The following is a 13,877-nucleotide window of genomic DNA, read 5'->3' as shown; positions in this document are numbered from 1 at the left end:
GCATCTTTTTTTATTGAATAACAGTTTTCTTCGACTTTTATTATCTTTCATCACGCAAAAAAAGTGCAGAATTCTTTCTAACACAAGATTTCTGCACTTTTATATTATGCTTATTTATTCTTCCTTATTTCTCTACATAAACCGACTTAACAATCGTACGATTATATGGTTTTCCTTCTTTATTCATCCCTTTTATATCCATCGTAACGTTATATACTCCCGGTTGTTTTATATCTTTCAAAGCACCTGTAAATGTATTCGTATTAACATTTTGTAATTCATTAAATTCAGAGACTAACTTACCTTCTTTATTAACGACTCTTACTGTTATGGAAAGATCCCCTTTCATTTCAGGTGCCACTGGTGATTTTTTCAGTTTATACTCAGGTTTATTTACTTTAACTTTTGTAGGCATTTGAAGAACAAATGGCGCGCTATTATTGTAATCGCTTACAACTAAATATGCATCTTTCGACTGCTTCGCCATCATTTTGATTTTCCATTCGCCTACTTCCAATTTATCAAACTTAAATGTTCTAATTGTCGCCCCATTAAAGAAAGATTCGCCTTCACCAGTAGTTATAGCGCTATCTTTGTTTGCATAGATTTCTCCTTTTGGAGATACCATTTGTACTTCTACATCAGAAGAAGCAGTTAGTACAGAAACTATTCCTTCAGCCTTTTTATCAACAGAAATACTTTGCTCTATCCACTGATTTTGTGGTAATTCGCCTCCTAAAATATTTTGATTTGAAGTTGTATTTAATTGTTCTAGATTTTCATTTGAACTAGTGCTGGATGCTACTAAAGCTGGTAACCCCACATTTGTCGTACGTAAATATGGTTCAATTCGTGCAAAAACAGCTGATCCTTTTCTTATATTGTCATGATCAAATCTGGAATCTGTAAATAAATGTGTACCGTACGATAGCTTCGCACTCCATTCATTTACTAGTCCATCATTTGAACCGTACGATGATAAATATAACCCGCCCATAGATAATGCAGAAAATGTTGGTCCCCAGCTAGTCCCAGTAGCCGTATAGTAACGGTTTAATTTAGCTGCTGGGTTGTTATCTATTATTGAACGAAACTTTGCCATTTCACCTATTTGTAACGAATACGTACCATCATCTTTTTGACCTAATATAGAAGCAAGCCACCCTGCCCACCAACTATATGACAAATCTGCTAAATTTGAGCCATGATGCGGTGTAGCAAGTGTAATAACATTTCCAACAAATCGATTCGCACCATATTCAACTAATGCAGCTTGTGTATCAATTCCACCTTTACTATGCGCTACAATATTAACTTTCTTACCAAAATGATTATATATTTCTTCAAGTTTTTGTGCCAACAATTTTCCGTTATCCCACTGACTAGCCGAACCTTTCCCCGCTGCATCATACAATTGTATAAACACTGTTTGATAGCCTGCTTTTAAAGCATAATCATACATATCATTTATATCATGATATACTGTCTTTCCATACCAACTATCAGCATTACCATTTCTTCCTTGTACAAAGAGAATTGGCGGTTTATTCTCATCATAATTAGCAGGTTTTTGGCCTAAAAACCATTCTCCAGGTGTGAATACTTCTGTATCAGGAAACCCCTTTCCAAGCTCTTTTACAACTTCTGCCTGTACATTTGTGCTAATCGTTGGAGCCATGATAAAAAATACAATTAGTAAGGCCACACATCTTCTCATCAGTCGCATATTACTCCCCCTATTTTTTTGAAAGAAGGTGTTCTTTATAATATTTTATATTTTCCCTTCCTTAATAATAGCTAATCTTTTATTTTAAAAAGATGTTAGCCCTATTTTTAGAAGGTTACTAGTTGTATACCCTCTTTCTTAACTCTCGTTATTCTCTTTGTTTCTACCTCTTCCTTTTGATAGAATACGACAAAAAAGTTTCTCAATAATTGTTTACTTAGCTACATCCAGATATTTTTTAAATCAATATTGTTTATATAAAGCATACAAATCTTGAAAAAAATTTTAGTGAAAAAACATTTTATTACTAGTTAGTTATTTAAAAATATAATAAAGATATGTACTTTCTTTTCATTAAATACAAACTAATTTTAAAGGAGCTTATATTATAAGACTTTCCTACGATTAAAAATTAAACTGAAATTTCAGAATAGAAAATCACATTTCCAGAAACATATATTATGATAATTTCCGCGCACTTGAATTAACTTTTTAGAAGTACTAACCTATCGGTGAGCAGAAGAAAATTCTGTAAAAAGAAAGGAGAATACTTTATGATGACCAATTTACAAAAGGAGTTTTTTAAACGCTTAAAAATTCCTGCAAAAGAAATAACATTTGATGATTTAGATGAAATTCTCTTAAAAATGGGAATGATTCTCCCCTATGAAAATCTTGATATTATGGCTGGTACTATTAAAAATATCTCAAAAGATAACTTAATAGAAAAGTTACTTATTCAAAAACGAGGTGGACTTTGTTATGAATTAAACTCCTTATTGTATTATTTTTTAATTGATTGTGGGTTTCAAGTATACAAAGTAGCCGGTACTGTTTATGATCTGTACGATAATAAATGGAAACCCGATGATGGTCATGTCATTATCATATTAAGTCATGAGGATAAAGATTATGTTGTGGATGCAGGTTTTGCATCTCATCTCCCTTTACATCCAGTCCCTTTTAACGGAGAAGTCATCTCCTCTCAAACAGGAGAATATCGGATTCGTAAGCGAAATACTCGAAAAGGTACGCATATTTTAGAAATGAGAAAAGGAGCTAACGGGGAATCTACAAGTTTCTTACAATCTGAACCTTCAAACGAATGGAAAATAGGCTATGCTTTCACTGTAGATCCAATAGATGAGAAAAAAGTGAATAACATTCAAAAAGTGATTGTAGAGCATAAAGAATCTCCTTTTAATAAAGGGGCTATCACTTGTAAATTAACTACTTATGGTCACATATCATTAACAAATAAAAATTATACAGAAACCTTTAAAGGCACTAAAAATAAACGACCAATAGAATCTAAAGATTATGCTCGCATTCTTCGTGAATCTTTTGGAATAACGCAAGAGAAATATGTAGGAAAAACACTAGAAAGAGGTTAGTTGACTACAAGTATTTCATAATAAAGCAGATTCTATATTTAGAATCTGCTTTATTTTATACTTTGTTATAAATTAATTTAATTTTGTTGTTACCCTTTAATTTTCAATTATATATTCATCATCATATTTATCATATTGTAGCCCTTCCCCTATCTTTGACTCCGTAACTTGATCTCTTAAAAACGGTGCAGCATCCATTTTGCTAGTTGCAATTTCAATTCCATATTTTTTCGTTAAATGAGCTAACTCTATTAAAAACCACTCTCTTCGCAATGTAACTGGAATATCCAATGTTTTTCTTTTCATATATAATAGCACCTCTTTATTTTCATAGCTTAACAACATCACTGGATGCACTTATTAAAACTACCTTTCACCGCTAACATCCAATGAAACATTATAGTATATGCATGTCCATTTCAAACGTGCTATCACAAATATGATATTTGAGTTTACATAATTATATTATGTAATAGTAGAAAAGGAAGGCATGTCCCTTCCCCTTCTACTATAGAGATTTAAATTAAGAACATCTTGGTACACCTAAAGCTAAAAATAAACCTGCTACTCCCGCAGTAATCGGTACTTTTAACGTAATAACATCATCTACCTTCGTTACTAAAAAGTAAGCATTACCTTCTTGTAATATACAAGTTACCAACAATTGAAATTCCATTCAAATCTCCTCCTTTCAATCGATATACTATAATTTATGAAATCTCTTTCAAAAAGTAATAGGAAATACATCCATTTTTCCTTATATATAAAATAAATGTTTATAAGTCCATTAAAAATATTAATTTTCTAAATTTATACAAAACGTGTAATATCCAATAAATTCCTATATAATCAATAAGAAGAATCTTACAAATGGAGGTATGAAAATGTCGATTTTAAGTAATATTGGTGCAGCTTTATTTTTTATTGCTTTTATTCTTTTAATCTTATGTATCATTTCATTCTTTAAGAAAAATGGAAAAGCAAAACAATATGGACGTCCTACCGTTATTCTTTTTATGATTTCTATTATATTAATAACGGCCGGTACAACAAAATCGGAACACCCCGTCGTCGAGTTTTTTTCTACTTTAAGTTTCATTCTATTTATATTCTTCCTTGTTCTAGCAATCTTATCTGTTATTAAGAAAACAGGTGTAGCGAAAAAACAATTTATTATTACAGCCGTATTATTTGTCATTTTTGTTGCGCTATCAGGTATTTCAGATCCTTCTTCTGAAAAAACGACAGCAACTAGTACAAAAGTTGCCTCTAATAATGAAGAGCCAAAAGATAGCGAACAGAAAAAAGAGCTAGAAAAGAAAGAGGCGGACGAAAAAACTCAAAAGCAAGAAGATGAGAAGCGTCTAGCCGAAGAACAAGCTCGTAAGCAAGAGGATGAAAAACGTCAGGCTGATGAACAAGCTCGTAAACAACAAGAAGAACAAAAACGTCAGGCTGATGAACAAGCTCGTAAACAACAAGAAGAGCAAAAGCACAGCAAGCTCAAACACAACCTGCTTCAGGAAATACTAGTAGTGCATATTACAAAAATTGTGCCGCAGTTAGAGCTGCCGGGAAAGCTCCTCTATATAAAGGACAACCAGGTTATGACTCACATCTTGATCGTGATGGCGATGGAGTTGCATGTGAAAAATAGTAGTAAAAAAGAAGCTTCTAGTAAGCTTCTTTTTTATTATCAGAAACTATTATGACGAATTCCCCCTCCCCCTCTTCCTTTTATAAAACTCATCTTATTATCCTCAAAATTGACACATTATAAGTGATTTCAATCACCACATTGTTTTTCATTTATCGCTATTTTTAATTCAGATATTACATTAAAACTTTATGGAGGCATTCATATGGAACATACATTTACTGAAACTTCAATTGTTGGTGAGATTGTTACACAATTTCCGAAAGCTAGTGATCTTTTTTAATCATATAGAATAGATTTTTGTTGTGGCGGTAATAAGCCACTTATTGATGCAATTCATGAAAGAAATTTATCAGCTACTGAAGTGCTTACAGAGTTAAATACGCTTTATCATAATACGAAACGATTAAATGAATCGAAAATTGATTGGAAAAATGCTTCTTATCGTGAATTGATTGATTATGTTATAAATAAGCATCACCGCTATTTAAATGAAGAATTACCACAGTTAAGTCCATATGTGACAAAAGTATTACGTGTTCATGGGGCAAGTCAGCCTCATTTAGCTCAAATTCATAAGCTATTTCATGAACTTAAAATGGAATTAGAACAGCATTTAATTAAAGAAGAAATGGAAGATTTTCCATTAATTTTAGAATTTGAACAAAATCCAACTAATGAAAACTATGCTAAGTTACGTAAAGTAGTAAATGAACTAGAAAATGAGCACAATCATGCTGGAAATATTATAAAAGAACTTCGTAAAGTGACAAATGACTTTACTCCTCCAGAAGGTGCTTGCGGTACTTATCGACTTGTTTACCAACGCCTCGAAGCGCTAGAGTCTGATTTATTTGAGCATATTCATTTAGAAAATAATATTTTATTTCCGCGTGCCATTACGAAAGCATAAATCAAGTGCAGGACATGAGTGTAAATACTTATGGCCTGCTTTTTCGTTTCGCGAAAAATATTCACATCCCCTTCACATAAAACCGAATTTTAACAATTTGTGAATCATTATAAAAATGTGATAAATATCACATCTCCCCCTTATTTGATTTTCTATAATAAAAATATAATCCTTTGTTCAATATTTCACATAAAAAGGGGAAACGAAAATGAAAAAACGTTTAGTTATGATCGGAAATGGTATGGCTGGCATTCGCTGTATGGAAGAAATCTTAAAACATGATAGTGATTCATATGAGATTACTATTTTTGGAGATGAACCGCATCCAAACTACAACCGTATTATGCTCTCTCATGTTTTACAAGGCAAAACAAATATGCAAGATATCATTATGAATGAATACAGTTGGTATGAAGAAAACGAAATAACTTTGTATACGAATGAAAGAGTTCAAAGTATTAACCGAGAAGAAAAAATTATTATTACAGAAAAGAAGCGTACTCTTACATACGACAAGCTCATTATCGCAACAGGTTCTAGTGCTTTTATTTTACCTGTTGAAGGTTCCGCACTTTCTGGTGTAACAGGATTTCGAACTATTGAAGATACACAATTTATGATAGATACCGCTAAAGAAAAGAAAAAGGCCGTTGTTATTGGTGGCGGTTTACTCGGTTTAGAAGCAGCACGAGGTCTAATTGATTTAGGAATGGACGTACATGTTGTTCATTTAATGCCTAGCTTAATGGAGCAACAACTAGATACGAAAGCAGCTGCTCTTCTGCGTGAAGATTTAGAAGCACAAGGCATGAAGTTTTTAATGGAAAAGAAAACTGTAAAAATTCTTGGTACAGACCATGTTGAGGGCATTCAATTTGAAGACGGTGAAGTTGTAGATTGTGATTTAATCGTAATGGCTGTCGGAATACGCCCAAATACGCAAATAGCAAAAGATGCTGGTCTAATTGTAAATCGCGGTATTGTAGTCAATGACTATATGCTAACAAATGATGAGTCCATTTATGCAGTTGGAGAATGTGCAGAGCATGACGGTATCGCATATGGACTTGTTGCTCCTCTTTATGAACAAGGTGCGATATTAGCAAAACATATAACAAATTTACAAACTGATGGATATTCGNTATTTCTGAAGTTTATGTATGCCATCAAGAAAAAATATTATGGGTAAAAAACTATTGACAAAGGTCACTTCATAACAGAGGTTGTAAAATACAGATGTGACATTTCGCACAGTTCAAGAGATTGTCAAAAATTCAGTAGAAAATAAGTTTGTGAGAAAATCTTGTGTTCCGTTGTGAAGATTATGGTTAATCTTAATTATTAGGAGAATGGTATTTTGAGGTATCGACTATTTTGCAAAAGAAAAAGAGTTTTGATATTATTTCAAAACTGCCATAAGGAAAAGAGTATAAATTGTATGTAAAAATATTTTTCCCAATGTTATTATTTTATATCGAGTCTTATTTTACATAAAACTACAAATCATTATTTACTGTATTGCCCTTAGTTACGGAAACAATTATACTAGATGTAATCGAAATAAATAATCTGAATATTCTCAGAATTAAAGGTAGAAGTTTTACTATCTACATATAGAATTAGAAATATGTCCACTAAATTGATTAGAAAACGATAATAACATTAGGAGGATTACGATGCCCCAGCTTGATTCATTACATCCCACTGTAGAAAAAATAATCAATAATATTGAAAAAATAATGGTCGGAAAACGAAAAGAAACAATCTTAGCTTTGACAGCTCTCTTAGCTGAAGGTCATGTGCTATTAGAAGATGTTCCTGGTGTCGGGAAAACAATGCTAGTACGTGCTCTTTCTAAATCCATTGATGCTGATTATAAGCGAATTCAATTTACACCTGATTTATTGCCGTCAGATGTAACAGGAGTTTCTATTTATAATCCGAAAGAGCTCCAATTTGAGTTCAAGCCTGGACCAATTATGGGGAATTTTGTACTTGCTGATGAAATTAATCGTACATCTCCAAAGACACAATCTGCTTTACTTGAATGTATGGAAGAAGGCAATATTACAATAGATGGTATTACAAGACCTTTACCAAAGCCGTTCTTTGTCATGGCTACACAAAATCCGGTCGAATATGAAGGAACATATTCTCTACCAGAAGCTCAGCTCGATCGTTTCTTATTGAAACTAAAAATGGGATATCCTACACCAGAGGAAGAATTTGAAATTTTAAACCGGATGGAAAAAACAAATCCACTCTCTCAATTACAAACCATTACTACAATAAAAGATTTACTTTATTTACAACAAAGCGTACGGGTAGTAAGTATGGACAAAGCAATTAAGCATTACATTGTAAAGCTTGTTAATCAGACTCGTACGTACAGTTCTATACAGTTAGGTGCAAGTCCACGTGGCTCGATTGCTTTAATGAAAGCTTCACAAGCTTATGCATTTATCCATGGCAGGAATTATGTTATTCCAGACGATGTTAAATTTTTAGCTCCTTACGTTTTAGCACATAGACTCATTCTAAAAATGGAAGCAAAATTTGAAGGAATAACTGGCGAACAAGTTATCGCAAAAATCGTTGCACGAACTACCGTGCCTACTCAAAGGACGATGAACCCTTGATGAAACGAATGCTGCGAGCGCTATATCACGTTATGAAGTTATTGCTACTCCCTTTATGCCTAGTCTTAACATTTGTGTACGCTATGTTTCAAGGCGGGTTTGTCAGTTGGTTTTTGTTTTACAGCATAATTCCCATTGCTCTTTATTCGCTACTACTCCCCTTCTACGCTTTACGGGACGCTGAAGTAAAGCGAATAACAAATCAGAATGGATATGTAGTAGGAGAACAATTTGTAAGCACGATTACAATAAAAAGAAAATTTCCTTTTCCCTTACTTTATTTAGTTATAGAAGATGAACTGCCACCACAATTTATAAGTTGTAAACAAACAAAGATGAATAAGGTAGTACTCTTCCCAGGATTGAAACGAAATATTTCGTTTCAATATGTTATTGACACAATCTCTAGAGGCGAGCACGCTTTTTCAAGCGTTCGTGTCAAAACTGGCGATTTATTCGGCATGATAGAGAAAGAAGTAACTTTTTCAGTTCCAGATACATTTTTAGTCTATCCCCAGTATGTAGATATAGCATATCGACAATTGGAAAATCATTTCGAACAAGGAGCGCTTTCAGCAAATATAAATTCAGCAAAAGACTCTACAATCTCTGTCGGTGTCAGAGACTATAAACCTGGTGATCGCTTTTCATGGATTGATTGGAAAGCAACTGCACGAACAAGCAATATTATGACAAAAGAGTTTGAACAACAGCGCAGCCATAATGTCATGATATTCATAGACAGAACCGAGTCTCCTCTATTCGAATCAGTCGTCACATTTACTGCCTCTATCGTAAGGGCTGTCTTGAAACAAAATTCACCAGCATCATTCGTGTCTATCGGAAAAGAACAAACTATTTTCCCTTTAGACAATGGAGATACGCAGTTACAACAAATCCTTTGTCATTTAGCAAAAGTGCAAGCAGACAGTGTATTCCCGCTCTCCCAGAGTGTAGACATGGAACTAAGAAAAATTTATGAGCCCGTCACGGTTATACTCGTGACCAGTAATCTTTCTCCCGATATTCAAAAGGCGGCTGATTGTGCTGCTATAAAAAATAGAAAATGTATGGTTTTTGTCGTGAAAGAAAAAGCGAATCAACTTTCACACCGAGAAATCAGTATAATAGAAACTCTAAAAAAACGACAAATATTTGTAAACACGGTTTATGAAAACCGGTATACAAACGTGTTTTTTGAGGTGAGCAAATGATAACATTACAAACAAAATACAAGTGGGATACGAACAGATTCTTTATGCATGCATGTGTATTTCTTCTTTTACTAGAATGGCTAAGACCTCTTATAGGTATTACAAATGTAGGTAGATTAGATATTTTCGTAACATTTATAGGAATTTGCTTCGCTCTCTCTTTTTTTCAAACGAGGTGGCAGATTCCAATAAAAATTGTCACAGTCCTATTTATCATTCATTCCCTATATTATAAAAATGCTTTTATAAATCCATCTTGGCTAACAACATTCTTTTCTGATATGTCTCGAAATTCCTCCCTATTTTTCCAAGGGAATTTACTAGATATTTCTCCAGTTTTTCCGACGGTTTTATTTTTTCTCTCATTTTGGTTTTTGAGTTCTTTCACTTCATTTTGGATTATTCATAAAAAACGTGGGTTTCTATTTCTTGTATTGACTATTATTTATATCGCAACTTTTCATAACTTACATTTATACAATGCAAACTACGCTATTATTCGAACTGTTGTCATCGGATTTTTTATGCTTAGTCTTCTTCAAGTAGAACGAATAAAAGAGCGTGAACACTTACAAAATTATGCTAGGGAAATCTCAAAATTACTTAGACCACTTACAATATTTATTGTATTATTAGCAACCATCGCATACTTTGCTCCAAAATTTGGCCCTCAATGGCCAAACCCAATGGATTTTTTAAAATTCAACACATCTGAAGCAAGTAAAGAACAAAAAGTTTCTACAATTGGGTATGGTTTAGATGACTCGCGATTAGGTGGTCCTTTTAAGGCGGATCCTACAATTGTTTTCACAGCACGAACGCAAAACAAACAATATTGGAGAGTAGAAACAAAAGATTTCTATACAGGAAAAGGCTGGGAAATTTCTGAAAATCCGAAAAAGATTTCTTTTAAAAATAAAAACGACGTCGTAAGCTGGTACGAACAAAATACAAAAACGGAAACGACTGAGGCAACAATTACCATGCAAAAAAGTTACCCTCACCTTACCTATCCAGCAGGATTAGTATCAGTTGAGGCTTCTTCTGATGTATCATACAGTGTTGACCCGTTTTCAGAAAAAATTTATACAATGAATGGAGACTCTTCTACTACTTTACATTCGTATAAAGTAACATATGAGATCCCTGAGTTTTCCATAGAAAACTTGAAAGCTGTAAAAACAAATGAAGGTCAAGAAACAAACCCTTATTTTATGACAAAGTACACACAACTTCCCGAGTCATTACCACAGCGCGTAAAAGACTTGGCTGTCAATCTTACAAATGATAAAGACAACCGATATGATAAAGTATTAGCTATTGAAAATTACTTCACAGACAACTCTTTTACATACGAATCAACGAATGTCTTATTCCCTGCCAAAAGCCAAGATTATGTAGATCAATTCCTTTTCGATACAAAAAGCGGCTACTGTAATAATTTTTCGACGTCTATGATTGTACTACTTCGTTCTGCCGGGATTCCTGCTCGCTGGGTAAAAGGCTATACAGAAGGAACTCTTGACAATACGCTTGCCTCTGCAGAAGGTGCGGATGTTTATACAATCACGAACGATAACGCACACTCTTGGGTCGAAGTATATTTCCCAGGATACGGATGGATTCCATTCGAACCAACAAAAGGTTTTACCAATCCCTATAATTTTATAAATAATACGCCTGCTCCTATTTCACAAAATAGCGAAGCAAATAATTCTAATAACGAGCAAATACAACAACGAAATAATGAAGCAAAACTTAAAAGTTTAATAGAAAATACAGAAGAAGCTTCTACTAAAAAGGTCACAAATTCTAAAACTAGTTTTTCTTGGTGGTACGTATTCCTCTCTACGATACTAATTAGTATTATAGGATACATTCTCTTCACCACTAGAATGAAATGGATGACATTTCTTATTATTCATTTCTATAAATACCGAAAAAATGATGCTGTTTATCAAAAAGCTTACGGTGCACTTTTAAAACAATTTGCGAGAATTGGCATACCACGGAGTGAAAGTCAAACATTCCGAGAATACGCTCTCCATATCGATACACTTTACAACTCGGCCGATATGCAACAACTTACTGCCAGTTATGAGAACGCTATGTATAAACATGGGCAGGCTGCAGAAGAATGGAAGAAATCTGTACACTTATGGGAAGTGCTTATGAAAAAAGCAGCTTCTCTACCTAAATCAGATGGCTTTGATACAGTTATTTAATCTTGAAAATGTGAGTTTAAAGAAAACGTCTCAAAGAACTACATTGTTCTTTGAGACGTTTTTTAATAAAGTGAAACTCCTAATTATTCTCCAAGTACCTTCTCAATCTCAACTTCTAAATCTACCGGCTTCGTCTGCGGCGCAAAACGCCCTACTACTTTCCCGTCTTTTCCGATTAAAAACTTCGTAAAATTCCATTTTACTGCTTTCATACCGAGTAAACCTGGTGCTTGTTCTGTCATGTATGTATATAAAGGATGAGCCTTATCACCTTTCACATCAACCTTTGCAAACATTGGGAAGTTTACACCGTAGTTTAATTCACAAAAACTAGTAATATCCGCTTCTGTACCTGGTTCTTGTCCCCCGAATTGGTTACAAGGGAATCCGAGTATTTCGAGTCCTTGGTCTTTATATTTATCATACACCTCTTGTAATCCTTTATATTGTGGTGTAAAACCACATTTGCTAGCTACATTGACAATAAGAAGTGCTTTTCCTTCGTAATCTTTTAACGATTTTTCTTCACCTGTAATTGTTTTAGCTGAAAAATCATAAACTGTCATTGTCTTTGCCCCTCTCTTCATTATCATTCTATATTTATACTATACTATATTCGTGAATATACAGCTCTTATTACGTACTTATAAGATATAATGATAGCGCTTTATTTCCATTCAAAATTCGACACATACCACTAGACTTTTATGATGGAAAGTTTTACAATTGAAATGTGAACAAAATGTGACAGTTTATATTCCATTATAAAAGAAAAGGATGGTGTCCATTATGAAAACTGCACAACATGGAACGATTTCAAATCGCGAGTTTTATTTCGTACTATATATGATGTTATTGTATGTTACTGGCTGGGTAATCGATGTTAATGGTTTATTCTTAAGCTCCTACTTTAATTTAGCAGGAGAAATTATGCTTCCATTAGTAGGCGGGATTGTTGGACTGTTCATTATGTCTATTAATAAACAACAAACGAAATAATAATATTACAAAAAGGCAGAAGACGAGCTTTCGTTTTCTGCCTTGTTTCTATTTTAGCGTATAATAGAAACATGCAGTATATAAGGAGTGGTAAATATGAAAAAAGTAGAGCAATTATCTTCTCACCTATATCTTATTGATGATTTCGATTTACAGCATAATGAACGAACAGGTACGTATGTTTTATTAGGTGACGATATTACTTTAATTGAAACTTGTGCAGCCCCTTCTCTTCCGTATATTTTAGACGGCTTACAACAATTACATATTGATTTAAACGATGTTAAAAACATTATCGTTACACATGTGCATTTAGATCACGCTGGCGCAGCTGGTTTAATGATGGAACAGTGTCCAAATGCTACGTTATATGTGCATTCTCGTGGTGCTCGTCATATGATTGATCCAACAAAACTTATTTTAGGTGCAAAAGCTGTCTACAAAGAAGATTTCGATAAACTCTTTGACCCAATTCTTCCAATTGAAGAAGAACGTGTTCATATTGTACAACATGGTGATACGTTAAAAATTGCAAAAGACCGCACCCTTACATTTTATGATACACCAGGACATGCGAAGCACCATATTAGCATTCACGATTCATTAACAAACGGGATTTTTACTGGCGATACAATTGGAATTTATTATAGAGAACTCGCAGACGTTGATGTAGAGTTATATCTACCATCAACGTCCCCTTCACAATTCCAACCAGATGCGATGATTGCTTCTAAAAATCACATTCAAAGCATGAATGTAGATACTATTTATTTCGGTCATTACGGCGCATCCTCTCATGTTACAGAAGTATACAATCAATTGGAACATTGGCTACCTATTTTCGTTCGGACTGGTAAGGAAGTCTTTGAAAAGTATAATGATTTCGATGAAGCGACTAAAGCTTTACAAACTTTGTTAATGGATAAAATCTCTTCTCATCTTACAAAGTTAAACGTTCCATCAGATCATTCCGTTTATAATATTTTACATTTAGATATAGAAATTAGCGCAATGGGCATTATTGATTATTTCACGAAGCAAGAAAAAGCAAACTCCACTATTAACTAACAGTAAAAGAAGAGATATACAACAGTAGTTATTGTATATCTC

The 13,877-nt window shown here is 33.6% G+C and carries 10 protein-coding genes and 3 pseudogenes; 9 read left to right on the top strand and 4 right to left on the bottom strand.

Annotation, left to right across the window (positions count from 1 at the left end; all coding sequences use genetic code 11):
• Positions 1-124 precede the first annotated feature (124 nt).
• Positions 125-1,726 (bottom strand): triacylglycerol lipase, encoded by a 1,602-nt coding sequence (locus V6946_RS10935; RefSeq protein ID WP_048567931.1) that lies wholly within the window; start codon positions 1,724-1,726, stop codon positions 125-127.
• A gap of 554 nt (positions 1,727-2,280) precedes the next feature.
• On the opposite strand from V6946_RS10935, the gene V6946_RS10930 reads away from it, so the two are divergent.
• Positions 2,281-3,120, top strand: a complete 840-nt coding sequence (locus V6946_RS10930) for an arylamine N-acetyltransferase (protein ID WP_000988903.1) — start codon at positions 2,281-2,283, stop codon at positions 3,118-3,120.
• Positions 3,121-3,216: 96 nt separating this feature from the next.
• Here the strand turns inward: V6946_RS10930 and V6946_RS10925 are convergent, their stop codons facing one another.
• A complete protein-coding gene (locus tag V6946_RS10925; protein WP_000824206.1) occupies positions 3,217-3,426 on the bottom strand; it encodes a hypothetical protein in 210 nt (69 codons plus the stop codon).
• A gap of 217 nt (positions 3,427-3,643) precedes the next feature.
• The gene (gene exsG / locus V6946_RS10920; RefSeq protein ID WP_000395679.1) at positions 3,644-3,796 is read right to left on the bottom strand and encodes an exosporium protein ExsG; all 153 of its coding nucleotides are present in this window, start codon (positions 3,794-3,796) and stop codon (positions 3,644-3,646) included.
• A 208-nt stretch (positions 3,797-4,004) separates the two neighbouring features.
• Between exsG and V6946_RS10915 the strand changes: the two are divergent.
• From V6946_RS10915 to V6946_RS10890, 6 genes and pseudogenes are all read left to right on the top strand, one after another.
• A pseudogene (locus V6946_RS10915) lies at positions 4,005-4,777 on the top strand (excalibur calcium-binding domain-containing protein).
• A gap of 205 nt (positions 4,778-4,982) precedes the next feature.
• Positions 4,983-5,690: pseudogene (gene ric / locus V6946_RS10910) on the top strand (iron-sulfur cluster repair di-iron protein).
• A gap of 208 nt (positions 5,691-5,898) precedes the next feature.
• Positions 5,899-6,831 (top strand): annotated as a pseudogene (locus tag V6946_RS10905) (NAD(P)/FAD-dependent oxidoreductase); the annotation flags it as partial.
• 535 nt (positions 6,832-7,366) lie between these two features.
• Entirely contained in the window at positions 7,367-8,329 is a 963-nt protein-coding gene (locus V6946_RS10900; RefSeq protein WP_366982038.1) for a MoxR family ATPase, read from the top strand.
• Positions 8,329-9,543: a DUF58 domain-containing protein gene (locus V6946_RS10895; protein WP_006922466.1), complete on the top strand. Its 1,215-nt coding sequence runs from the start codon at positions 8,329-8,331 to the stop codon at positions 9,541-9,543. Before V6946_RS10900 ends, V6946_RS10895 begins: the two co-directional genes overlap by 1 nt.
• On the top strand, positions 9,540-11,768 hold the full coding sequence (locus tag V6946_RS10890) for a transglutaminaseTgpA domain-containing protein (RefSeq protein ID WP_000631797.1): 2,229 nt from the start codon (positions 9,540-9,542) through the stop codon (positions 11,766-11,768). The genes V6946_RS10895 and V6946_RS10890 overlap by 4 nt, the downstream gene beginning before the upstream one ends.
• 83 nt (positions 11,769-11,851) lie before the next feature.
• Here the strand turns inward: V6946_RS10890 and bsaA are convergent, their stop codons facing one another.
• Positions 11,852-12,334: a glutathione peroxidase gene (gene bsaA, locus V6946_RS10885; RefSeq protein WP_000219434.1), complete on the bottom strand. Its 483-nt coding sequence runs from the start codon at positions 12,332-12,334 to the stop codon at positions 11,852-11,854.
• Positions 12,335-12,557: 223 nt separating this feature from the next.
• Between bsaA and V6946_RS10880 the strand changes: the two genes are divergently transcribed.
• Together V6946_RS10880 and V6946_RS10875 are read left to right on the top strand one after the other, a co-directional pair.
• Positions 12,558-12,767 (top strand): DUF3925 family protein, encoded by a 210-nt coding sequence (locus V6946_RS10880; RefSeq protein ID WP_006922469.1) that lies wholly within the window; start codon positions 12,558-12,560, stop codon positions 12,765-12,767.
• Between the two features lie 96 nt (positions 12,768-12,863).
• Entirely contained in the window at positions 12,864-13,835 is a 972-nt protein-coding gene (locus V6946_RS10875; RefSeq protein WP_006922471.1) for an MBL fold metallo-hydrolase, read from the top strand.
• Positions 13,836-13,877 lie beyond the last annotated feature (42 nt).

Source organism: Bacillus sp. PPSBB_2, from assembly GCF_045291115.1.
Lineage (GTDB): Bacteria > Bacillota > Bacilli > Bacillales > Bacillaceae_G > Bacillus_A > Bacillus_A cereus.
Note: the sequence above shows the minus strand (reverse complement) of the source record. Positions and strands in the feature narration are given on the sequence as shown.

Coding starts and splice junctions, on each gene's coding strand:
- V6946_RS10935 (WP_048567931.1), bottom strand. CDS start 1,726: ATGCGACTGATGAGAAGATGTGTGGCCTTACTAATTGTATTTTTTATC.
- V6946_RS10930 (WP_000988903.1), top strand. CDS start 2,281: ATGATGACCAATTTACAAAAGGAGTTTTTTAAACGCTTAAAAATTCCT.
- V6946_RS10925 (WP_000824206.1), bottom strand. CDS start 3,426: ATGAAAAGAAAAACATTGGATATTCCAGTTACATTGCGAAGAGAGTGG.
- exsG (WP_000395679.1), bottom strand. CDS start 3,796: ATGGAATTTCAATTGTTGGTAACTTGTATATTACAAGAAGGTAATGCT.
- V6946_RS10900 (WP_366982038.1), top strand. CDS start 7,367: ATGCCCCAGCTTGATTCATTACATCCCACTGTAGAAAAAATAATCAAT.
- V6946_RS10895 (WP_006922466.1), top strand. CDS start 8,329: ATGAAACGAATGCTGCGAGCGCTATATCACGTTATGAAGTTATTGCTA.
- V6946_RS10890 (WP_000631797.1), top strand. CDS start 9,540: ATGATAACATTACAAACAAAATACAAGTGGGATACGAACAGATTCTTT.
- bsaA (WP_000219434.1), bottom strand. CDS start 12,334: ATGACAGTTTATGATTTTTCAGCTAAAACAATTACAGGTGAAGAAAAA.
- V6946_RS10880 (WP_006922469.1), top strand. CDS start 12,558: ATGAAAACTGCACAACATGGAACGATTTCAAATCGCGAGTTTTATTTC.
- V6946_RS10875 (WP_006922471.1), top strand. CDS start 12,864: ATGAAAAAAGTAGAGCAATTATCTTCTCACCTATATCTTATTGATGAT.